Origin of the sequence: Paenibacillus paridis (assembly GCF_006345825.1) — a bacterium.
Classification (GTDB): Bacteria; Bacillota; Bacilli; order Paenibacillales; family Paenibacillaceae; genus Pristimantibacillus; species Pristimantibacillus paridis.
This window is the reverse complement of record NZ_VCIX01000086.1, coordinates 79,958-102,656: the sequence shown is the minus strand read 5'-3', so window position 1 is coordinate 102,656 and position 22,699 is coordinate 79,958. Positions and strand designations below refer to the sequence as shown.

The following is a 22,699-nucleotide window of genomic DNA, read 5'->3' as shown; positions in this document are numbered from 1 at the left end:
AGACCGCCTTGTCTTGCCATTCAACGCTTAATTCAATGCCAAAAGCGCATAAACCATTCGCGCCGCTTCCGCACGCGTAGCATAGCCTGTCGAAGAAGGAGTCCCGCCGAATCCTGGATTCGTAATCAGCGTTGGCTCTTTTCCGATTGCAGCGGCAGCATTTTGCGTCATCGCAATCATTTCGGCAATTGTAAGCAACTGACTCGGATTGAAATGTCCTGATGAATCCGCTGTGGCAATGCCCTTCCAAGCCGCGGCCGCCATGGCCGGATAGTTCGCATCGGTGCTTGCAATATCCGCGAATGCCGCTGGCGTATCCGAGTAATCAGCTGAAATTTGCAGCGCCTTCACCAGCATTGTGGTGAAATTCGCTTTGGTCACATTCGCCTCTGGCAAATAGTGAGTAGCGCTTCCGCCAGAAACCAATCCCTTCGTCGCTAGATTCTCAATGTATTCTTTCGCCCAATGTGCTGCATTTACATCGCTGTAGGTTTTTCCGTCCAGCTTCACTACCGTCATGGAATAGGGCTGCAACGTCACGGTTGCCGCAAATCCTTCGGAAGGAATAACCGGCAGCGGATTCGTTTTGGGCTCCTGTCTCCAAATCGTGTAATCATTGACGAGATAATCCGGAACCGGGTCGCCGCCATATGTCCAGACCGGCATCAGATTCTGACCGGGGATGGAAACCTCAATTTCCTTATTCGTCCTGTTGCTGAATACAACCGTGCCTGCGCTCGTTGCATCGCCAAGTCCCCATGCGCCTACGTCATTAATCTTCAGATCCTTGCCATATACATAATTGGCAGGCGATGCGTTGTTCATCATCCGGAAGTCGCCGCTGGTCATATCCATATCATAGTAGTAGTCGTTTTCACTCAGCAGCTTGCCGATTTCTCTAAACGTATAATAGGGCGGCAGGACGACCATGCCCGTTTTGTTGGCGGAATCAAAGCTATCCTGAACGACGCCAAAAAACTGATTGTCGATAAGGCAATGGTAAGCGCTCACCTGCACATTGCCTGACTTCATGAAATTCATAAACCGCTCCATGTAATGCATCGAATAGGCTGGCGTTTTTCCAAGATGGATACGGCCTTTTTCCGTTGTGTTGGTCTCGCCGCCGAAGATGAGTCCGCTGATGCCGCCATATTCGGTAATCCACATTTCTTTGCCTGGAAACTCCAGCGCCTGCTCTTTGATGAGCTGGTAGCGGTTTTCGTTGTTCACATACAAAAAGTCCATGAAATCCGACTGCGTCAGGTCATCGATACTGTGCACGCCGGTATATTCATGCGGAACGACGGCGTCATAAATATCTGGGTGGTCAGCGATCGTCCGGTTCCATTCTTCCCACCGTACATAACGGTTGTTGGCCGTATCCTCCAGATCAAGCGGATCATTCGGCTTATGCGAATCCGGATCTTTGACAATGATCGTCTCCTGCCATTTGTCCAAAATAACGATTCCGACTTTAATATTCGGGTCAATTCCTTTGATGGCGGCATAAACCAAAGCTGCCTTAGCCACGTAATCGGTCACGGACGGAAATTCATCGCCGTAATGGTTCAGATAAAACTCATTGCCCATTTCAATTCGGACAGGCTGATCGGAGAGGCTTTGGATTTCTTCCACCTGCTCGGTGATCTCTTGAACCGTCTGATAAGCCACATTCACCACGAAGGTGCTTGGCAGTTCAAGCTCATTTGGCGACCTGAATATATCATCCATAAAAATGCCGTTCAGCCCGTTGTTAATTCCATTAACGGAAGTATATTCGAAGCCTGTCGTAATGCCGCTGAATCTTGGATCGTTCGCGTTGACCAATGACCCGTCCTTGTACAAATAATAGTTGGCCGACGTTCCGTCTGGCACCCTTAAGATATCAACCCCAATATCCTGCATTAAAGCAATGTCTCTTGAGCTGTACCATTGATCGGTCCGGCCCAAATCATTCAGCTTCTGATAATTGATGCCGTATAAGTCCTCGGGTATTTCTTGCATAGCGCCGTTAAAAGCAAAGGTGGCGCTGCCGCTTGCAGGTATAACAGCCGGCGTGACCGTGACGTAACAAATGACCGTAATATTGTTGTCGGCTGTAACCGCCTGAATGGTTGCTGTCCCCGGCGCTACCGCCGTGACGGCTCTGGCTTTGGACGTGCTGCCGGTCAGCTTCACCACCTGCTCGTTGCTGCTGCTCCATATGACGCTGTCATCATCAAGCACAACCGTTGCTGGCTCGTAAATGGCTCTCAGATTCTCCGTCTCCCCGACTTTCAAATCCATCGCTGTCTTGTGAAATTGCAAGCTGCTTAACACGGGTCCCGTATAAGGATTATCCGCAGCAAGGGCATATACCCGCACGTTATCCAAACTCGGCTTGAGCAAATGATGGCCGAACGTAACTGTTCTTTTGACGGCATTGTACAGACCTTGATATTGACCCATCGTCTCATACTCGGTCTCTCCAGCTTCTTTCACCTGCACAATGGCGGAATTGCCATCCACAAGCAATCGGAAATCGTAGCTTTCACCGGAAACAATGGTGTAATCAGCGATCTTTGTTTCGCCAGTGATGCCCGATTTATAGAAGGAGATTTTGTTTTGCTTAATGAGCAAGGAGTCATAATTCGCGCTGTTTACGTCACCCAGATCCACTCGGGCAAAAGCGCCTGCCGCCGAGACATCGGGGATGGTCAACTGGAACGTGAGCAGAAACTTTTTCCACGACTTGCCTTTGATTCTTGCCTTAGAGGTAGAGAAGGTGTCCTTGGCCGTAAAACGCCCGTCAAGATATTGGTAGTTCATATAGTTTCCGGCGGGTGTATCCCATTTGGCCGTTGGATTCACAAACAGGTCCTCAAAGACGACGGGCCATGAAGCCGTTACCTGGTTCACATCGGGAATCAACGAACCATCGTTCTCCTCCGAAAAGATTCGAACGTCATCTAGGCTTGGCTTAGCTAGGTTATGCCCAAAGGTAACCGTTCTTGCGGACGCCGCCGATAGATTCTCATACTCACCAAGTGCTTGATAGGTAGCTGCTGTCGCCGGCTTCACCTCTACAGTGGCCTTCGTGCCACTCACGAGCACTCTGAAAGCATAGCTGACACCGGATTGTATCGTATAGTTGGCAAGCGTGGTCTCCCCTGTAACGCCGGATTTATAGAAGGAAATCTTGTTCTGCTTGATCAGAAGCGAGTCATAGGCGGTGCTGCCTGCATCTCCCAAATCCACTCTGGCAAAAGCGCCCGCTGCCGAGACATCCGGTATGTTCAGATTGAACGTCAGCATAAATGTTGACCAGGATTTTTCCTTGATTCTTGCTTTGGAGCTAGCGTAGGTATCCTTGGCGGCAAAGCGCCCGCCTGTATATTCATAGTTCATATAGTTCCCGGAAGGCGCATCCCAATTGGCGGCAGGCTGATCGAAGGTGTCTTCAAAAACGACGGGCCACGATGCTTCGATCTGGTCCAAGTCAGGCTCCTCCGTGCTTTGTGCTTCCACTGTGCCAAACTTCAGGTTAAGTCCGCCAATCAAGAGAGTGATAATTAAAAGAAGTGAGACAAACCTCGCAATCTTTTTCATCGTCCAATCCTCCTCAAAGTATTGTCAGCGCTTTATTTCTCTCCGATTTAATGAACAGGATTTTCTCCCGCTATATGGATGAATTTCAGACTTTTGATGCATTTAACCGGAATTTATCCCTCTAATTTCAGGGGTATACCGAAATTGGAGAAAAACAGTTAGATTAGCGGGAGAAATTCCATCTATATTAGTTGAGCTCTTAATCTCCCTAATTGGATTGGAGTCATCCCAATGCTAAAAGGTAGAACTCCCTTCCTCTACTAAAACCTTCAGCCGGGCCCTGTCTGTCACGCCTTTCCCCGCCAGTACATCCTTCTCTTCAAATACTGCCAAATAAATTTCCTTGTCCGCATAACGCTCTCTGTCGTAAATCACGTAAATCAAACCGTCCTCGGTCTCTACGCCATCCGGATAGGAGACATTATCCCGCTCATCAAGCAGAAGGAACCCTTCCCAGCTGTTGCCGTCATCCCGAGACACCATCGCGCTAAGATTGTTTCTGCCCTCGAACGCATGGTGATTAATCAGGAGCAGATTTCCAGAGTGCAGCCGGCGTATGAAAAACCGTGAGCAAGGACCTTCCAGCACATCGGCTTTAGGAGCTGACCATGTTCTCCCTTTATCCGAGGAGAAGCACTCGCCTATGCCGCCATAAGTGCGCACAAGCATCCAAATGTCCCCGTTCGTTTTTTCCACCAGCATGTGCTCATCATAGCTTCTGCTCGGCATATCCACTTGACCGACCAATTGAAAGCTCTCTCCGTTGTCGAGAGAGGAAATGACATTGGAGTACATTTGCTCGGGAAGATGATTATAATCGGATGCGACCTGTATCCCCTCTTTGTCGCGGAAGCCCCATACCGCGCAGGGCAGCAGCCACTCGCCTGAAGACAGCACGGTAGGCTTGTTCATCATCACGCCGTCCACGATCCGTCTTGGCTCGCTCCAGGCCGGGACAGATGCATCGGCATTGTTGCTTACCATTGCCCATACGCCGGCCCTGCCATCATAAAATCCATAGCTTTGCGCCCAGAACAGCCAAAGCCTGCCCGCCGGGTCATGCCATAAGCAAGGGTCGAAGGCACGGACCAAACCTGGGGGGTCCACGGCAAGCACCGGATCGGACCATGTCACCCCGTCATCCTCGCTTAAGATCAGGGCGACATAATTATCCGGTCCCTCCGTATCTCCGCCGCTATATAAGGCCGCCCATAATCTCCCGTTTGGCGTCCGCTCAATTCCGGGAATTCCCTGCCATTGCCGGTTTTTCTTTAAATACTTGGCTCCCGGCTTTGTATAAATGTCCGGCGGCTCCAGCGATAAATCCTTCTCTGCGTTCATGGTCGTTTCTCCTCCTGCTGCATCTGACTGATAACGCTCACATATTTCCGGGCCAAATCGGCCAGCGCTTCATATTGCCCTTCCTTTACCCATTGCTCCTGCACCAGCCGTGCACCGACACCAACCGAAGAAACGCCTGCCTCTAGCCACTCCTGCAGGTTGCTCACGTCAATGCCGCCTACCGCCATCACCGGAATATGGCTTAGCGGAGTCCGTATGGACTTCATGTAGCTGATCCCTAAATCTCCGGCGGGAAACCATTTAACGATATCCGCTCCATACGCATAGGCTGCCACCATTTCGCTGGGTGTCGCAGCTCCGGGAATGGAGACCATGCCTCTAGCCTTTGTTCTCTCAATCACCGCTGCGGATGTGCTCGGCGACAGAATGAACGCTGCTCCCGCATCGCTTGCGAGATCCACCTGCTCTTGGGTCAACGCCGTGCCGGCGCCAATGCACAGCTTCTCGCCAAAATGTTGCGACAGAAGAGCAATGATCGACGAAGCTTCATTTGCCTTCTGCTGATTAAACGGAATTTCCAGCAGCCTGATCCCTCCTGCATACAAAGCCTCCGCCACCGGAATGGCCTGCTCAGCGTCCAAGCCCCGCAAAATCGCAACCAGTTTATGCTTTAAAATTATATCCATCACTTGCTCGCTCATCAGAATGCCTCCTAGCTAACGTACATTTTTTTTGCAGAAAGACCTTCCGCATCGTCTCCTCTTCAGCTTTCAAAATATTATCCCTATCCTTCCAGAGTTAAAATCACCCCGGCTGCTAGGCGGTAATGCAGGCCGGGGTGGGTTCATTTCAACTGCTGCCTAAGGCTTCAACGGTTTGAAATCTGTTTTCTCATATTTGCTCAGGTCAACCGTTCCGGCTTCGACATTGGCTTTCGCCAATTGATTAAAGGCATCGCCGAGCTCCTGCAATTTCTTTTCAATTTCCGGAAGCTCTTGGTTGCTCATAAACAAAGCGTTCATAATATCATTCACTACGCCTGCTTTGTTGACATCCTGCGAGCCTACCTTCAGCGGAGGATTAACGACCGAATAATCAAGTCTTGGAGCCATCGGATAGCTCACCGATTGGTCATCAATGAGGAAGCCTTCGACCCCTTTGCGGTCTGTCGGCTGAATCGCTTTGTCCTGAGCGGCAGCATTCGTGAATGAGCCGAGGCCTTTTTTGGCCAGCTCTACGAACATTTCGTCAGAAATAAGGAATTCCCATACCTTCTTCGCTTCTTCCAGATGCTTCGTTTTTTTATTGATGCTGAAGCCATTGCCCGTCTCAAAAGCAGGACCGCCCAGAGCCTCTCCATCCCATGTCGGGAAGTCGGCTACCGCCCAATCATTTTTGGCTGGGAATTGATCATTGAATACCCCGATATCCCATGTAGCTGCGGACAGCATGCCGATATTTCCTTCCGCAAACTGGGCACGAATCATATCGTTGTCATACGTTCCTGCGCCTGGGAACACGCTGCCTTCCTTGTTAACATCAATCCACCACTTGACATATTTGCCAAAAGGCGCAAAATCGTATTGGCCGGTCACTGCATTCCAGCCCTCGCGGCCATTATTGTCTCCCGACACAGCCGCTGGATGGATCACATAATATCTCCAAAACACCGTTTGCTTGACCGGCAGCCCGAGACCGAATTTCTGTCCGCCTCCACTCGCCGTAATTTGCTTGGCATACTCCTGCATTTCTTTCCAAGTCGTCGGCGGCTTCTCAGGATCAAGTCCCGATGCCTTAAATAGGTCCTTGTTGTAAACTAGCTTGAAGGTGGTCACATTCTCGAATACCCGGTCCAATTCCCCGTTTTTGGCGGTAGGAAGCACCGTGAGAGCGGATTCATCAAATCGGTTGCGAATGTCATCGGTAATTAGCGGATTCAAATCCAGCGGATAATCCGCGTTGGCGAGATCGGCGGAAATATTGTAGGCCAGATCCGGTAGATTGCCGGCATTCAGCGCAAGCTTTAGCTGCTCTTCATAATTGTCCGCAAATATTTTGTAATTGATTTCGATATTGTCCGGATTCGTTTCATTAAATTTTTTGATCAGGCTCTCCCGTACCTCTAGATCATGCCGCGAGTTGGCCCATACCTCGATTGATACTTTCTCTTTCGGCTTATCGGTTGCCGACGAACCGGCATCGCCTTTGCTGGAGCATCCGGTGATAACCAGAAGCAAAGCGGCCGCTGCGAGGATCGCCTGCTTACCCCGTTTCATTTTAGGCAAAATGTTCAACCCCTTAAGTTGTTTTGTTTACAACCTGATTATAGAAAGGAATCCGAATCTAGCTAACCCCTCAAAATTCATATTTACTGCGCAAAAGCCGTTCATTTTTTTGGCGGTTTCCGTTATTTGGAATAGGGAAGCCGTAATTCGAAGCATTTTCCTTCTTCCAGCTGCTTGAGCTCAAGTCCATAAGATTCGCCGAAATACAGCCGGATGCGTTCATGGACATTACGGATGCCAAAGGACGTGGGGTCCGGTTCCTTTTCGCTGAGAAGTCGCTGTACTTTGGGCACATCTAGCAGTAAGCCATTGTCGAACACCTCGATCCTGTAGCTTTCCTCACTGATCCGTTTTCCTTTGATTTCAATGCGGTTCCCGCCAGCCTGACGGCTCATGCCGTGCATAATCGCATTTTCTACCAGCGGCTGCAAAGAAATCTTCACGATATTCTGGCTCAGCAGCTCTGGCTCCATTTGCACGGATATGGAAAATTGCTCTTTGTAGCGGATTTGCTGCATGCCGATGTAATTGTTCAAATGCTTCAATTCCTGCTCCATCGTAACGACGTCGTGCCCATCCAGTCCTGCCCGAAGAAAGCCGGTCAAGTGCTCAATCATGTCCGTAAGCTCGCGATCTCTATGCTCTAGCGCTTTCCAGTTAATCGTATCCAGACTGTTGTATAGGAAATGGGGATTAATTTGATACTGCAGCAGCCGCAGATGATATTCCCGCTTCAAAATTTGCTCCTGGCGGATTTCCATCAGCAGCTCTCGAATCCCGTCATATAAAATGCCAATTTCGTCCCCGCGCGCAAGCGGCGGAATATTTAGATGGGCGCCATAGCTCTTCTTGCGAACCACCAGGGAAGCCAGCCTCTCGATCGGACGCGAGAAGTTGCGGGCCAGGCGGCTGGATACGAGCGTTGCGGCGAGCAACAGCAGCCCCATCACACCGGCGGTCCACTGGTAAACCTCATACAGCGGAAACAGTACATGCTTTCTAGGCACGATGCCAAGCAGCGTCCAGTTTTGCCCGACATGCCGTGCGGAATAATAGTTTCCGCCTTCCGTAAAACCGCTGCCCGTATTCTCATTCCCTGTAATTCCGGCAACCTTCATCAGGCTTGAACGCAGCTGGGAATCCTCTTCAACCCCATGAAACCCCAAAAACATATGGCCTTCCAAGGCATTATCGGCGAGCAAATATTGCCGCTGTCCCGATTCTAGCGGCTCTCCCAGCAAATCCTTAATTGCGCTATAAGGAATGGAGATCAGCATACACCCGTAAATCTCTTGATGGGTGATGCTGCCAATCGGCACGATCCATTTGAATTCATCCGGCTTATCGCCCCCGGTCAACCTGTAAATCTGATCCAGAGCGCCCGAAGCCAAAGAAAGACCCTCGATAAATGCCGGGTCGGCTTTCACTGGAAGGCCGTAATGGGACAAATAATGCTCCTTGGGCAAGAGAAAGGAAATCCGAAAATCCGCGTTAATATATTTAATATTGGTGAGGTACTGCAGCAGCCGGTTAGCGACTGCAGTCTGTTTAATCACGGACATTTCCGAGCTGTTAATCGCCTGGACAAGCTCTTCGTCATGCAGAAATAGCCGCTCCGTAGTTTCGAACTCCTGGTAGAGCTGTTCGAAGGGAGCGGCCGTGCGGGAGAGAATCATATCCGAGCTTTCTTCCAGCTGCCGGGTAAATAAATTGGAGGTCACGATAATATTTACAGTTCCGACAATAAGGATCGGAGCCAGCGTGAGCAGCAGAATCAGCAGAAAGAGCTTATGATGGAAACGTTGAAACGGCAGCCGCCGGCTTCTCATACTAAAGCCCCCCGATATTCGGAGGGTGTCATGCCGTATTCCTTTTTGAATAGCTTCACGAAATGCTCCACCTTGTTATAGCCGACCTTATAAGAAACCTCATATACTTTGAGCGTCGGGTCCTTTAGCAGTCTGAGCGCCGCTGCCATGCGGACCTGAAGCAGATGCGCGCGGAACGTAACGCCGGTCTGCTGCTTGAACAATTCACTCAAATAGACCGGCGATATGCTGAGCTCCTCGGCAACGGTCGTAAGCTGGATATCCCGGTCATATTGAATCTCCATTCGCTCCAGCGCAAGCCGGATAAGACGGTGCGAGCCTTTCCGGTGCCGCTGATGAATCAAATGATGAATGTCATGAATGAAAAATTGCAGCAGGTCCTTAATTTTGTTCTGGCCGGCAATACGCATCTTCAAATTCTCCGTATCCGGCAGAACGTTCTCTTCTCCAGTCTGGATATGCTCCCTGATGGTAGTCAGCCACTCGAAGCACCAGCGCCGGGCAGCACCCAGCTCCCACTCTAGGAAAGAAGGCGTGAGGTGATTCAACCAACGGACAACCTGCTCCGTCTCTCCGCCCTTCATCCATTCAATCAGCTCGGCCATCGGCTTAGTCCACTGCAGATAGGCCAGCTCACGGCTGGAAGGCCGCAGGAAGCGAATCGGCTCCTCCTGGCTTTCTCCCATGTATTCCATCATCTTCTCGGTTTCCCAGAACAACCGGGATAGCTCCAACGGGCTTTGGCCTGCCTCTGAAACCATAATATGCACCTTCTGCTTGGTGAAGCGTTCGATCGATTCATACAGCCGCTGCGCCATGCTCAGCAGTTCTTCTTCCACGGCGCTGCCGCCGGTGGTGAGCAGCCACTTTCCGAAAGAAAGCCGGATCGCGCATACGGCCTCGTATTCGGACAATAGCTCATACAATACATTCTGAACGGCAAATTGGGCGCTTTTGTCGATCGTCGCATGGCCTTCCAGCGTCACTAGAAACAGCCTTAGCTCTCCCTTAAGCATCCACTCCAGCCCGACATTCGCGCATTCCTCCTGCCACTCATAGCCGGGATGATTGCCAAGAATCAGCTCCTGAATATACTGGGAGCGGATCGATTCCTCATAATATTGATTGCGCCGGACACGCTGCTTTTGCACCTGCAATTGCGCCAAATAATCCGCCTGCTTAAGAAGAACCTGCAATAGCTCTTCAGGCCTCGTCGGTTTAAGCAAATAGTCGGTCACGCCAAGCTGAAGCGCCCGCCGCGCATAATCAAACTCACCGTAGGCGCTCAGAATAATATAGCGAATATCCGGCTTTCGCGCCGCAGCACGCGCAATCATATCAAGCCCCGTCATATCCGGCATCCGAATGTCGCTTATGACGATATCCGGCGACAGCTGCTCGATCAGCTCCAAGGCGCTTGCTCCATCCTCGGCCACGCCGGCAACCTCAAGATCATACTCTCCCCAGGGGATCATGGTGACCAGTCTTTCCCGTATGAAATGCTCATCATCTACAATTAGCACCTTGTACATCCCCATCCCCCAATCGGTCAGCCCTTCACAGCTCCTTGCGCAAGTCCGCCTACAATTTGCCGGTTGAGCAAAATAAAAACAGTCAATACCGGAATGACGGAAATCATGGATCCGGCCAAAAGCAGATTCCATGCGGCTGCCCCCGTTCCCGTATTCCGCAGCTCAATCACGCCTACAGTCAAGGTCTTGGTATCCGGATTTCCGATACTCATGACCAGAGGCAGGATGTAATTGTTCCACTCCGCAATAAATTCCAATAAAAAGAAGGTCGCCGTAATCGGCGCCATTAAAGGCAGCGTCAATCGAAAGAACCGCGTGAAGTAACCTGCGCCATCCATAATACCCGCCTCGTCCATATCCTTGCCTAACGATTGGACAAAACCTTCATACAAAAAGACGCTAGCCCCCAGTCCATATAAAGCGACAAGCGGGATCGTATATATACTATCCGTCAAACCCCAATCGACTGCAAGCTTGAATTTAGGGTATAGGGTCATGGGACCGAGGCTGATGAACATGACGCCGATAATTAGCATAGACAGCACGCGCTTGCCCGGAAACTGCGTTCTTGCAAACACATAGCCAGCCATTGCTCCCATCAGCACCGACATCCCCGCGCTCACGACGGAAAAAATGACCGAGTTATAAAAATACAACGAGAAATTAAGCTTTTCCCAAACCTCGGTATAGTTGGACCATGTCCACACTTTCGGGAACAGGCTGCCTCCCGTAATCAGCTCTTGGTTTGTTTTAAAGGAATAAAAGAACACATACAGCACAGGCACCAGTGTCAAAAACGCCGCAGCTGCCAAAAACAAATATTTCATCGCCTGCAAAATAAGCCTCATCTTGCCCCTCCTTATCCATTGTCTATAAATTGAACTAGAAATGTTTACGTTGGTCGCTGAGCGAATCGATCATTCTTTAGGGTCGCCGGTTGCAGCCAAATTCTTTGATTTCATTATTTACTTGTTAATTTCAATTTGAATAGTCCATTTTTTTGGTCAGTTTAAAATAACCAACGGATATAACGACCAGCATAAGCGCGGTCACAACCGCTACAGTGGCACCGTAACCATAATTGCTGCCGGCTTCGCCTCCAAAAAATTGATGGAAAATATAAAGGAAGGTCAGCTCCGTCGCATAATTAGGTCCGCCATTGGTCAGCACGAGGAACGGGCCCATCGATTTTAAGGTACCAAGAATGGATAAGAACAGAATCATTTGCAAAATACGGCCCATCATCGGAATCGAGATATAACGCATCCGCTTCCAGCCTGTGGCTCCGTCCATATCGGCGCTTTCATACACATCCTTCGGAATACTCGTCAATCCTACCAGGAAGAACAGCATGTTGATCCCAAAGTTTTGCCAGGCGTCCATGAACATGCCGCTGGCGAAGGCTGTCCAGCCGCCCGATAGAAATTGTATCGGATGGTCAATGACGTGTAGCTTCAGCAATAGCTGGTTAAGGCCGCCGTTATACGGGTTTAGCAAAATATACATAACGAGAGCCATCGTAGACCCTGGCAAAATATAAGGCATAACGAACATGGCCCGAAATACGTTTCTCCCCCGCAGGCGGGAATAAAGGAACAAAGCCAGCAGAAAGGCGAGCGGAAGCTCTAGCAATATTTTCAGAGAGAACAGCGCCTGCTTCCAGAGACTGGTCCAATAGATCTGATCCTCCATCAGCCGCTGGAGATTGGCAAGTCCCGTGAACCGCTCCGGCATTACGCCGTCATAATAGAAGAAAACATACTTCAAAGCCCACATAATGGGATATAGCGAAAAGACGGCAAAGAAGCAGACGGGTATGAGTAGCATCAAATATGCAGGGCCATACTTCCTGAAAAAACGGGAAAAGGAGCTTCGGCTTCTCGGATGCAAGGACGCGGCCGCTAGATCGGACGCTGCGGATAGCTTGCTCATACTCCCCGCCCGCCTTTCGTCACATGGCCTAGGGTAAGGCGCTGGACTGGAGGTTGTGTAAGACAATTCAACTTTTTTTCGCCGAATTTCATCGTAATGCCCCTTTCTTATCTGTCAGTAACGCTATTATAGCACCGCCATTTTTGGGCTTCGCCCCCTTAAACTTTATAATTACTGCATATTTTCAGGAGAATTTATCCCTTAACTGCCCGTGGCTGTCCGTTATGGGGTAAGGCTGCCACGCTGCGTCCCTTGGGGATGCAAAAAAAGCCGCCAAGCGGTCTGTTGACCGCTCGGCGACTTCATCCTACTGCATATTAGCCTTCACATAGTGAAGCTTCCTCAAGCGTTCCGGACTCCGGCGCGATACGGAACGTCTTCACCTCAAATCCGTTTAAGCTGACTTCCTCGCGTATGCCAAGCTTGGGGATGCTGACCGTTGTCGAGCCGCCCAGGCCGGTCGGCTCAAACAAGCGTATCACATAGCCTTCTCCCTGCTCCTCTTTCTTGAAGGCGCTAAGCTGAATAACGTCATCCTCCAGCGTAAGGAACGAATCGAGGCTTTCCCCCTCTCCCGAAGGAAAGAACGACAACGCATACGGCTGCTCGTTATGAAGCAGGCTTTCCCGGTCTACCTTTTGTCTTCGATCGGCAAGCTCTCCTGCATTCAACCAGAAGGTATAGCTGCGCTCGCCCTGATCCATGCGCGGCTGGAAGCGGTCCTGAACCATAATGGGCCGCTCGCCAATCGGATGCGCGCAATATCCGGCGCTCCGCAGCAGTGACAAACGCATCTCGCCTTGGCGGAAATCGCTGCCGTAGATCCCGTTATTCAGACAAGTAACTGCGAGGTTTTGAGCAGCATCCTCTACCGAAATCCATTTTTGCGATACAGTCTCGTTGCCCTCACGGTCCAGCGGGTTAACGCCAAAGGCCGTTTGGCCGAAGAAATCCCCTTGCTCCAAAGAGGTAGGGATGGACAGCTTGAGCATTTTGTCCTTCTCGTTCCAGTAGACCCGCAGCTCGATCTCCACCTCGGTTCCTCTCTTCGGCAGCTTATATACCTGGCAAATGGATGAACCGCCATACTGAAATACCGCTTCAATAACCGTGCGAACCGCTCCGTCCTCGATCACCCTCACAGCAGGTAGGGAACCGTTCACACCGGAGAAACGGCCGCTCTCTTCCGGACTCATCAGCGAGAAGCTTCCTTCCATTTGGTCAAAAATATTCGTATCCATCCGCCACGGATCTTCATTGTCCTTCATCACCAATGCCGCAAAGGCATTGGGGCGCAAGAAAGATACATTCCCTGCCACGTATTCGTCAAGAAGCCCCGTTTGCGCATTAATGACCACGCGCAGCTCAGCCGTCTCGAACGTATAGCAGCCCCCTTGCTCTTTCAGCTCAGGAAGCGGCTTGGCAGCGAGCATTTCGATTCGGCAATCGAACCGGCTCATGGAGGAAGGAGCTAGCTCTGCTGCGAAGACAACTCTTTTTCTCCAGTCCAAATTCAAGTTGCTGCGTTCCTTCTCTGGCTGGCAAGGCAGAAGCTCTCCGTTCTGATATACCAACGGCATCGAAAACTCTTCTTTCCAGTTCTGGTCCTCCAGCATGAATTCACATTCAAATATCCCTTTAACCGGGAACGGATGTGGGTTATAAATCAAGATCGGATATTCTTTAAGCGCTGCCTTCGGCTGGCCGGTCGCAAGGGCGAAGAACGCTCGCGCTTTCAGCCGTGCTGCGATCTCAAGCCCATGGTCAATCAAGCGCAGCGATGCTTCTTCGGCAGGCTGGATCGACGAACCCGGCAAAATATCGTGAAACTGCGCCGTCAGCAGATCGCATAACGCTTCATGCAGCTCGTTTGCGGGGTAAGACAACAGCCCTTGCAGCGCAGCGGTTGAGAGCATTTTTTCCGTCATAAAAAATTCATTCTCGAGCTGGCGGTGCTTCTGCTTAATGCGGATCATGGAGGTGTAGCAGCCTACGAAGCGAGGATTCAAATCCCCCGCAAAGGCGGGCAGCTCTTTTTTCCGTAAATCCTCAAAATAACGTTCCGGCGTAGAATGGATAATTTCATAGTCCGCGCGCTCCTGCATCAGCAGACGAATCTGCTCAAGGTCGATGCGTGACGGCCCTCCGCCGTGATTGCCTACGCCCCACAGCACCAGACTCGTTTCTTCCTCGGGATGGCCTGCCAGCCACTGCTCTATTTTATCGCGGGTCTTGCCCATCAGCGTGTTATAGCCGCCCTGAACTTTATGGGCCATCACCTTGCTGCCGTTATACCCCTCCCATATAAAGTCTATGGCAGGGAGCTCCTCCATTTCATCCGGGCGCATAAAGAGATAGGAATCATAGCCAGCCTGCTCCAAAATTTGCACTAGCCCTCGCGTATGGCCGAAGGAGTCAAAATTGATAGCCGTCGTCGGCTCCTTCCCGAACTTCTCTTTGAAATAGGCTTTGCCTAACAAAATCTGGCGAACGAAGGACTCGCCGGATAGCATATTGCAATCGGGCTGCAAATACCAGCCGCCCATGATATTCCATTTGCCCTCCTGCACCAGCCGCTGAATGCGCTTGAATAATCCGGGCTCGTATTCCTCGATCCATTTGTAGAGAATGACTTCATTATGATTAAAGATATAACCGTCATATTCTTCGCAAAATTCCGCCGCCGCGCGAAACGTAGATACGGCTGCTGCTGCCCCTTCTTCCCATTCCCATTGCCATACCGGGTCAAGATGGGCGTTGCTGAGCAAATGTAATCTCTTCATTATTGCTGCCTCCTCAATAAGATAGCTAATCTGTATGATCTATTTTGAGGCCGCAGGGTTGCCAAGTACATTTCCAATTCAAGCAGATATTTGTCTTATTATGATATAATCGAGAGAAAAAACGGAAAGAAGTTAAATCAATATGGACCTTAACGACTGGAAAGCCAACCTACCTCCTGTATTCAATCGAATATGCCGGGAAATTCAAATTCAAGATGCAATCATCGAGTGGGTAGATATCATTTTTGAACAAATTGGCACAGCCAGCAAATGCCCGCCGCATGCCCACACCTGGTTTGAATTTAATTATGTGCTCGAAGGTAAAATGGAAACGCGATTCGACGGGGATTCCCTATCTGTTCGGAAGGGCGGCTTCTTCCTCATCCCGCCAGGCATGGTCCATTCCCATTCCTATACCCGCGGCAATCCGCATGAAGGGCTCTGCTTTAGGTGGCGAATTCGCCGCGCCGAACCGGAACGGGAAGCTAAGCCAGAGGAGTCACTATATGCCCAGCTCGAGCTTCTGCATAAGTGGAAACCCGGCGCTTATCACGATGAAGCAGGCTTTGGCATGATGCTCCTTCATTTCTTGGAAGAAGCCCGTCTGAACCGCTCGGAGCTTGGACTTCAGCTCCTGCTTGTGCGGCTGCTGGAGAGCCTATGCCTGCTGCAGCAGTCGGCCGGTGGACAAGTTGAATTAATGAGAACCGCTCAGGACCCGCTAGTACGCAAAGTGGAGGTCTATCTGGAGGACTTTCAGGGGGGCAGACTGAGCGTAGCTGAGCTTGCCGCATCCCTGCATATGAGCTACGGACATCTGTCGCGCCAATATAAGAAGCTTACGGGGAACACCATTGTGGAGAGAATGAACCAGATCCGCCTTGAGAAAGCCAAAGAGCTAGTGCTGCTGCCGGGCTCGCTCATATCCGAAGTGGCGGAACAGGCAGGCTTCGCCGAGCTGTGCTACTTCAGCAAAGCCTTCAAAAAAAAGTATGGGCAAAGCCCCCAGAGCTACAGAAAGCTCCATATGACAAGGAATTCGGAATAAGAGTTGTGATGGTATAAAAATGATCATGCATATCGCTCAACCATAGGCGCTACGGGCTGTCCTATTTTTATTCCCGCCAAAAAGTGGAGCAATCTGCCTTATCCAAAATGTTAAACTCAATCATTTGCTCAAGCAAAGCGTAATCAACCGGTTGATTCCACTGAATTCGCACCAGCAGCTTCGTGTGATCATAGCCAGCCTGCACAATGGAATCAGCAAACTGAGCCATTCCAGCCTTTTCAGGGGCAACGGCCAAATGATGCTTGGAAACGCTAAAGCCAATAATGTATGTGCCGTGATCGGTAAACATAGGCTGTTTCCATGCTATTTTCGGCAATAAATTCGGAAATTTCTCCGTTACCCACGCCAATACCTCTTCCGTTCTTGCCTGGTGATCCGGATGATCTATTTTCGCTAAATAGTCTGCAAATACTTCCATGTTGTTCCCTCCTGAAAATAATAGGATTTCGCTTAAAGAGGCTCTTGAAGAACGCCTGTTTTTCAACTATATATTTTACACGCTAGATAGTCAAAACGATGGAAAGGGCTATCATGCGGTTTCGAAAGAGAAGATCCTTATAACAACAATATATTATCTAATTAAGAAAAAAAATTATTGATAAACGATAAGACTCATGTTAAAGTCAAATCAAATTCAATCATAAGTGAGGGGCTTTACATGAATCGAGGAACAACGCTTTTTTTAAAGGCAGCTGTTATTTTGATTGGAATTCCAGTTCTTGCATTATGTATATTTCTGGTGCCAGAAATCGCGAATTTTGCAGCAGAGCTGTATCCGGATATGACTTATATCAAATCTCTTGTTTTCATCGATCTGTATGCGTCCGCGATACCTTTTTACATTGCTCTGTACCAAGCTTTTAAGCTATTAGGCTACATTGACAAGAACAATGCTTTCTCGGAATTATCTGTGCAGGTTTTAAAAAATATAAAATATTGCGCACTCATAATCAGCATCTTATATGCGGTAGGCATGCCGCTCTTCTATCTCATCGCAGAAATGGACGATGCCCCGGGCGTCATCGTCATTGGATTGGTCATCATTTTTGCTTCCATGGTCATTGCTGTTTTTGCTGCTGTTCTCCAAAAGCTGCTAAAAGAAGCTATTGAAATAAAATCAGAAAATGATTTGACGGTCTGAGGTGAATAACATGGCGATCATAATCAATATTGATGTAATGCTGGCTAAAAGAAAAATGAGCGTAACCGAGCTTTCAGAGAGGGTTGGAATCACAATGGCTAACCTTTCTATATTGAAAAACGGAAAGGCAAAAGCGATTCGCTTCTCCACCCTAGAGGCGATTTGCAAAGCTTTACATTGTCAGCCTGGCGATATTTTAGAATACAAAAGTGACGAAGACACCACCACTATCGGTTAAAAAAGGCGCCCTCATCATCGGCTTCCTTTTAAGCCTTCGGATACCTCTCGTTCAGATAGGCAACCGATTGGCCTATCAATTCTTTCAGTACAGCAACATCAATATCCGCTACTTTATTGATATATACACAGGCTTTGCCCGCGGTATGTTTGCCAAGGCTTTGCAGCAATGCAGCCCTTTCCGTGTCCCCGGTCGCAAAGTATAAGCTGACTTTTGCTTTTCTAGGCGAGAAGCCTGCCAGCGGTGCATCCCCTTCGTGGCCCGTGTCATAGCGGTAGTGATAGGAACCAAACCCAATGATGCTCGGTCCCCACATCTTGGCTGGGTAGCCCGTTGCTTCTGTGAAAATAGCTAAGAGCTTATAGGCGTCCTCGCGTTTCTTCTCATTCTCGATAAGATCAAGAAACTCGATGACGCTGTTGTCGGTTTCTTTTGTTTTCTGTTCGTACATGAGGTGTAAAGCTCCTTTCTTCTTACGTTGTATCGTGCGGTTTCACAAGACTGGGCTATTTCCGTTTATTCGTTTGTTAACCTTGCTTAGCAAAGGACAGTCCTTTTTCTTTGAGCACTTCAATCAGAATCCTCACCGCTTTAGGCCCTACGCCATGCAGCTTCAATAGGTCTGCTTCCGTTATTTTCGTAAATTGTTCAAGTCTATATATGCCTGCGTTGGAGAGTGCACGTAGTGCAGGCTGACCGATTTTGGGCAAATCAGATTCTGGTTTTGTTTGATCGATATGGCTCATAACCCTACTCCTTTATCGATGAATTTAGATCCCAGTATACACTGTGCCTTGCATATCATTCATGCTTCACAATTCGCTGGCAGATTTGGCGCCTTGACTATGCAGCCAATGAACAAGTTCGGCAGCAGAACTTCGTTTCGCTGCATCAAGCGGGGTCAATCCATCCCAAGCGGAGATCCAGTTCAGTTCGGCACCACGGCCAAGAAGGTACTCTGCCGAACGCCGTTGTCCACCATGGCAAGCACACCAGAAAGCGACGGCAATCTTGTCCGGAGTTGAAGAGCGGCTTGCTCCCCAAGGGTAACGCTCTGAAAGCTTGGAACCCGCGAAGTAGGCCTCAATTGCTTCAAATTGCCCAAGCGCAGCTGCATGCCAGAGTGCGATTTGCGCTCCACGTTCAACCAACCTACGCGCTGCCCGCCACTGCGCGAACGCTACTGCATCGTCTAGCGGTGTGCCGCCTGCAATCACTGCACCTGCCGCTTCGATGTCGGCACCCGCATCAAGCAGCGCATCAAGCACTTCAATGTCATCACAACTCGAAGCCCAATGTAGCGGTGTCTCGGCGTGTGATCCCGTAAAGCGAGCGTTCACCTCCGCACCAAACTCGACTAATGCATTTACAGTAGCAGAGCCGTTAGGAAAGTGGCCGGGCCAGTCGGTCACGATATGCAAAAGGGTTCGGGATGCTTCACCGCTATTGACGTTATTGTCGTTGTTACTGCCTTTGCCGATAATTCTTGCCTTAGCCAAGCCCGGATTCTCGGCAAGAAGTCGTTTCAACGATGGAATATCGCCAGTGTGAATTGCTCTCGTAACGGTTACTGCCAGCGCTTCATCTTCGTGAATAAATTCCATATCCAAATCACCTCATGCAAATGTAATCCCACCTATATCTGACACTGTCCTCCAACCTAATTCCTGTATGGCTCCCGCCTCCTACCCTTCTCCCGTCAATTCAGCCTGTCATTATAAATTTCCATACGCTTCATCCGATACAGGTTCCAGCCATTCGGTATCGCCCATATGGATATTGGTGCTTATCGCAATATGTGTAAACCAGCTATTCGCTGCCGCTCCATGCCAATGCTTCACATCCGAAGGGATTTGTACGACATCGCCTTCACGAATCACTTGTGCTGGCTTGCCTTCTTCCTGGTAATATCCCGTGCCGCCAGTAACAAGCAGAATCTGGCCACCTGGATGCTTGTGCCAATTGTTCCTTGCGCCAGGTTCGAACGTTACATTGCCAATCGGGCAATGTAGGGGAGAATCAGAAGGAACGAGCATCTCCAGCCAAGCTCCTCCAACGAAATAGTTATTTGTGATTTTTTGGCCTTTCGGGAAGATCACGCTTTCCGATAAATCTTTTGCTTGATTCATTTTTTAATCTCCTTGTCTCATTCATTTAGTTGGTCCATCTTCGGTTAGGATAACAGCAACACTCTTTAGCTCAGGCTTATTGTGGTGTAGAGCGAATAATTCCTTCTTTTCTTTCCTTCTTACTGCGCGCCAACTACAGGATGGGGAACATATAGCTCTTCTAGCGACGCAATCTCATCCTGCGTTAACGTAATCGCAAGAGCACCTACCGCCTCTTCGAGATGGAGCAATTTCGTAGCACCGATAATGGGTGCGGTTACTGGTTTTTTCTGCAATAACCAGGCAAGTGCAATTTGAATGCGAGGAACGCCGCGTTTTTCTGCGATCGCAGTTACACGATCTACGATCAATCGGTCCATATTTGCCGTTGCATCGTATTTCATTTTCTGAGCTTGGTCGGTTTCGGAACGATGTGTGGTTTCGGACCAATCACGTACCAATCTTCCTGAAGCAAGAGGGCTGTACGGAATAACACCGATTTTTTCTTCCGCGCAAAGCGGCATCATCTCCCTCTCTTCTTCACGGTAAATGAGGTTAAGATGATTTTGCATGGATACAAATCGGGTCCATCCATGCTTCTCGGCAACATGCAGCGCCTTAAGGAACTGCCATGCGTACATGGCTGATGCCCCGATGTATCTTGCTTTCCCTGCCTTCACTACATCATGCAAAGCTTCCATCGTCTCTTCAATCGGCGTGTTGTAATCCCATCGGTGGATCTGGTACAGATCAACGTAATCAGTGCCTAGCCGCTTCAAGCTCTTATCGATTTCACTCATAATTGCCTTTCGGGAAAGGCCTGCACCATTAGGGCCTTCATGCATTCGGAAATGAACTTTCGTCGCAATGACGATCTCATCCCGATTGGCATAATCCTTCAACGCTTTTCCCACAAATTCCTCGCTTGATCCGGTTGAATATATATTAGCCGTATCAAAAAAATTAATGCCCAAGTCCAAAGCCTTTTTGATAATTGGACGGCTATTCTCTTCATTAAGTACCCACGGATGTGTCCACCGCTCGGCTAAGCCAAAGCTCATGCATCCAAGACAGAGACGCGAGACATCCAATCCGGTATTTCCTAGCTTCACATATTCCATTTTATATTCCCACTTTCCAAGTCGTAGTTAGATGATTGAGATTTGTTATTTAGTGAACAGAAGCTTAGTCATTGTTTATGATCTCTGAGAAAACAGATGTCTTAGGCATCGTGCTCCCTAAAGAAAACGAATATGATCTGTGAATGCTCCAATGTTCACTTTCCCCGCTTCAGCATCCGTCACCTTCTGTTTGTTCATATAAAACTCTTCGATTAATACGTCCTTTACCATACGGGACTCGTCGAATCCGATAATCGATGAAGCTGGCGTATCGCTGCCTGCATATTGAATTTGGCTAAAATACACATGCTCAATACAGTTGCCTGGTACCGGGTTATAATCCTTATTCCAGACCACTCGAATATCAATAATTCTTCCCTGCTCGAATGGTTCGATACGAATGTTGCGATAAACCACATTGCGAACGATATTTTTATCTCCTGCATTAATGGTTAAGCAACCGCGATATCCTTCTTGCGGCTCATGATGTTCTAAAATATCGATATTCTCAAACAAAATATTTTCAATTATATCCCCGTTTGCATCATAATCGCCATGCGTACCGATCATCGTTGGATGAGCAACATCTGCCCATAGTACCGAATTTCTAACAGCAATATATCGTGTATCCCCGTAATAACCCCAACGATGGCCATAGATTGCAATACAATCATCCGAATTGCGCATAAACACATTATCAATTTCTACATAGGAGCAGGACATCATATCGATCCCATCCGACCACCCGCGCGTACTGAATGATTCAAAGTCATTTATTTTAATACGCTCAGCTTGTCCTAAGTAAATGCTGTAATGCGGTGGATCAATGACGGCAATTCCTGAAACTTCGATATGACTCGAGTATTGGATACGGACTCCACGAAATGCGGAAAATCTTCCAAAGTCCGATAAATAGATTAATCCTCTGCCGCTAATTTTCACATGCTCCACCCTGTCGCAAACGATAGATCCGACAAGGACAGATCCCCCGGCTAAATAAATGGAAATATTCGAAGGAATGCTTAATAGCACTTGTTCAATATGATGCATGCCTGGTTTAAAATATAACGTATGTACCTGGTCCTTTAATTTGGCAAATAATATTTCCGTACGATGTATGCCTGGCTCAATGACGGCAACGCCTCGGTCCGTCGGATCAGGCGGTCCCTCCTCTACAGCCTTGGCAAATAGATGCAAATTATGAAAACGGTCGCCATTGATCTCAATGGACAGTTTTTGGGGGCGATCCAAACTGAATCGGATAATTCGTTCCCCTTCAACCACAGGTATTAAAGCTGATGATAACGGCCGAATCTCGACTTGCTCGATCGACTCCCTATGGCAGGTAACCTCGATATCTACCACGCCGGCAAAATCAAATCGTGACATAGAAGCTTCCCTAACCTGGTGCATATCCACCTTAACTAGAAGGGTGTCAAGCTCCTCCCACTCCCCCTCTGGCCTCCGCACACGTACCGTATAATCAGCGTTTCTTGGCATTTCCTTAGGAAAGGAATAGGTGATTAGTTGATCTATTTCCATACTAGCTTGTCCTCCAGATCTTAACTTTCAGTTCGTGATTACTCTTTCTGTCTTCTATACTCAATGAGTGGATGATCTGTATAGTCTTTAAAATACCATTTTGTTTTATTATATACGAGAGAAAACGATTGTTATAGGAAACGATTTTCAAAAGAATGAAATTATAATGCTTGAATAAGGGAACGAAAAAAAAAGCCCATCTCCCTTTTATGCTCGCAGAGCGAGCGGG

19 protein-coding genes are annotated in these 22,699 nt (G+C 48.9%); 3 read left to right on the top strand and 16 right to left on the bottom strand.

Annotated features, from left to right (window positions below):
• Nucleotides 1–27: 27 nt before the first annotated feature.
• The 9 genes from FJQ58_RS15335 to FJQ58_RS15295 form a co-directional block, all read right to left on the bottom strand.
• Entirely contained in the window at nt 28–3,588 is a 3,561-nt protein-coding gene (locus tag FJQ58_RS15335) for an S-layer homology domain-containing protein (protein ID WP_139994904.1), read from the bottom strand.
• 234 nt (nt 3,589–3,822) lie between these two features.
• A complete protein-coding gene (locus tag FJQ58_RS15330; protein WP_139994902.1) occupies nt 3,823–4,929 on the bottom strand; it encodes a sialidase family protein in 1,107 nt (368 codons plus the stop codon).
• On the bottom strand, nt 4,926–5,591 hold the full coding sequence (locus tag FJQ58_RS15325) for a bifunctional 4-hydroxy-2-oxoglutarate aldolase/2-dehydro-3-deoxy-phosphogluconate aldolase (protein ID WP_202915274.1): 666 nt from the start codon (nt 5,589–5,591) through the stop codon (nt 4,926–4,928). The genes FJQ58_RS15330 and FJQ58_RS15325 overlap by 4 nt, the downstream gene beginning before the upstream one ends.
• Nucleotides 5,592–5,750: 159 nt before the next feature.
• A complete protein-coding gene (locus FJQ58_RS15320) occupies nt 5,751–7,166 on the bottom strand; it encodes an ABC transporter substrate-binding protein (protein WP_238404078.1) in 1,416 nt (471 codons plus the stop codon).
• A gap of 131 nt (nt 7,167–7,297) precedes the next feature.
• Nucleotides 7,298–9,004, bottom strand: coding sequence for a sensor histidine kinase (locus FJQ58_RS15315; RefSeq protein ID WP_139994898.1), 1,707 nt, complete (start codon nt 9,002–9,004; stop codon nt 7,298–7,300).
• Nucleotides 9,001–10,536, bottom strand: coding sequence for a response regulator (locus FJQ58_RS15310; RefSeq protein WP_162341507.1), 1,536 nt, complete (start codon nt 10,534–10,536; stop codon nt 9,001–9,003). The genes FJQ58_RS15315 and FJQ58_RS15310 overlap by 4 nt, the downstream gene beginning before the upstream one ends.
• Nucleotides 10,537–10,553: 17 nt before the next feature.
• Nucleotides 10,554–11,384: a carbohydrate ABC transporter permease gene (locus tag FJQ58_RS15305; RefSeq protein ID WP_139994895.1), complete on the bottom strand. Its 831-nt coding sequence runs from the start codon at nt 11,382–11,384 to the stop codon at nt 10,554–10,556.
• Between the two features lie 130 nt (nt 11,385–11,514).
• Nucleotides 11,515–12,468, bottom strand: coding sequence for a carbohydrate ABC transporter permease (locus FJQ58_RS15300; RefSeq protein ID WP_139994893.1), 954 nt, complete (start codon nt 12,466–12,468; stop codon nt 11,515–11,517).
• Nucleotides 12,469–12,785: 317 nt separating this feature from the next.
• Complete coding sequence (locus FJQ58_RS15295) at nt 12,786–15,251, bottom strand: glycoside hydrolase family 38 N-terminal domain-containing protein (protein ID WP_139994891.1); 2,466 nt, start codon at nt 15,249–15,251, stop codon at nt 12,786–12,788.
• A 142-nt stretch (nt 15,252–15,393) separates the two neighbouring features.
• On the opposite strand from FJQ58_RS15295, the gene FJQ58_RS15290 reads away from it, so the two are divergent.
• Nucleotides 15,394–16,299 (top strand): AraC family transcriptional regulator, encoded by a 906-nt coding sequence (locus tag FJQ58_RS15290; RefSeq protein ID WP_139994889.1) that lies wholly within the window; start codon nt 15,394–15,396, stop codon nt 16,297–16,299.
• 67 nt (nt 16,300–16,366) lie between these two features.
• Here the strand turns inward: FJQ58_RS15290 and FJQ58_RS15285 are convergent, their stop codons facing one another.
• Nucleotides 16,367–16,738: an iron chaperone gene (locus FJQ58_RS15285; protein ID WP_139994887.1), complete on the bottom strand. Its 372-nt coding sequence runs from the start codon at nt 16,736–16,738 to the stop codon at nt 16,367–16,369.
• 240 nt (nt 16,739–16,978) lie between these two features.
• Here FJQ58_RS15285 and FJQ58_RS15280 point away from each other — a divergent pair, with 240 nt between their 5' ends.
• Nucleotides 16,979–17,461 carry a DUF2975 domain-containing protein gene (locus FJQ58_RS15280; RefSeq protein WP_139994885.1) on the top strand — a complete coding sequence of 161 codons (483 nt, stop codon included), beginning with the start codon at nt 16,979–16,981 and terminating at the stop codon, nt 17,459–17,461.
• Between the two features lie 10 nt (nt 17,462–17,471).
• A complete protein-coding gene (locus tag FJQ58_RS15275) occupies nt 17,472–17,699 on the top strand; it encodes a helix-turn-helix domain-containing protein (RefSeq protein WP_139994883.1) in 228 nt (75 codons plus the stop codon).
• 28 nt (nt 17,700–17,727) lie between these two features.
• On the opposite strand, the gene FJQ58_RS15270 is transcribed toward FJQ58_RS15275, so the two are convergent.
• The 6 genes from FJQ58_RS15270 to FJQ58_RS15245 all read right to left on the bottom strand — a co-directional run bounded on the left by FJQ58_RS15270 (nt 17,728) and on the right by FJQ58_RS15245 (nt 22,470).
• Complete coding sequence (locus tag FJQ58_RS15270) at nt 17,728–18,150, bottom strand: DUF1801 domain-containing protein (protein ID WP_139994881.1); 423 nt, start codon at nt 18,148–18,150, stop codon at nt 17,728–17,730.
• A gap of 76 nt (nt 18,151–18,226) precedes the next feature.
• Nucleotides 18,227–18,445, bottom strand: a complete 219-nt coding sequence (locus tag FJQ58_RS15265; protein WP_139994879.1) for a helix-hairpin-helix domain-containing protein — start codon at nt 18,443–18,445, stop codon at nt 18,227–18,229.
• Nucleotides 18,446–18,511: 66 nt separating this feature from the next.
• Nucleotides 18,512–19,303 (bottom strand): ankyrin repeat domain-containing protein, encoded by a 792-nt coding sequence (locus tag FJQ58_RS15260; protein WP_139994877.1) that lies wholly within the window; start codon nt 19,301–19,303, stop codon nt 18,512–18,514.
• A gap of 111 nt (nt 19,304–19,414) precedes the next feature.
• Complete coding sequence (locus FJQ58_RS15255) at nt 19,415–19,828, bottom strand: cupin domain-containing protein (RefSeq protein ID WP_139994875.1); 414 nt, start codon at nt 19,826–19,828, stop codon at nt 19,415–19,417.
• Between the two features lie 119 nt (nt 19,829–19,947).
• Nucleotides 19,948–20,928 carry an aldo/keto reductase gene (locus FJQ58_RS15250; RefSeq protein ID WP_139994873.1) on the bottom strand — a complete coding sequence of 327 codons (981 nt, stop codon included), beginning with the start codon at nt 20,926–20,928 and terminating at the stop codon, nt 19,948–19,950.
• 117 nt (nt 20,929–21,045) lie between these two features.
• Entirely contained in the window at nt 21,046–22,470 is a 1,425-nt protein-coding gene (locus tag FJQ58_RS15245; RefSeq protein WP_139994871.1) for a glycosyl hydrolase family 28 protein, read from the bottom strand.
• Nucleotides 22,471–22,699: the final 229 nt, after the last annotated feature.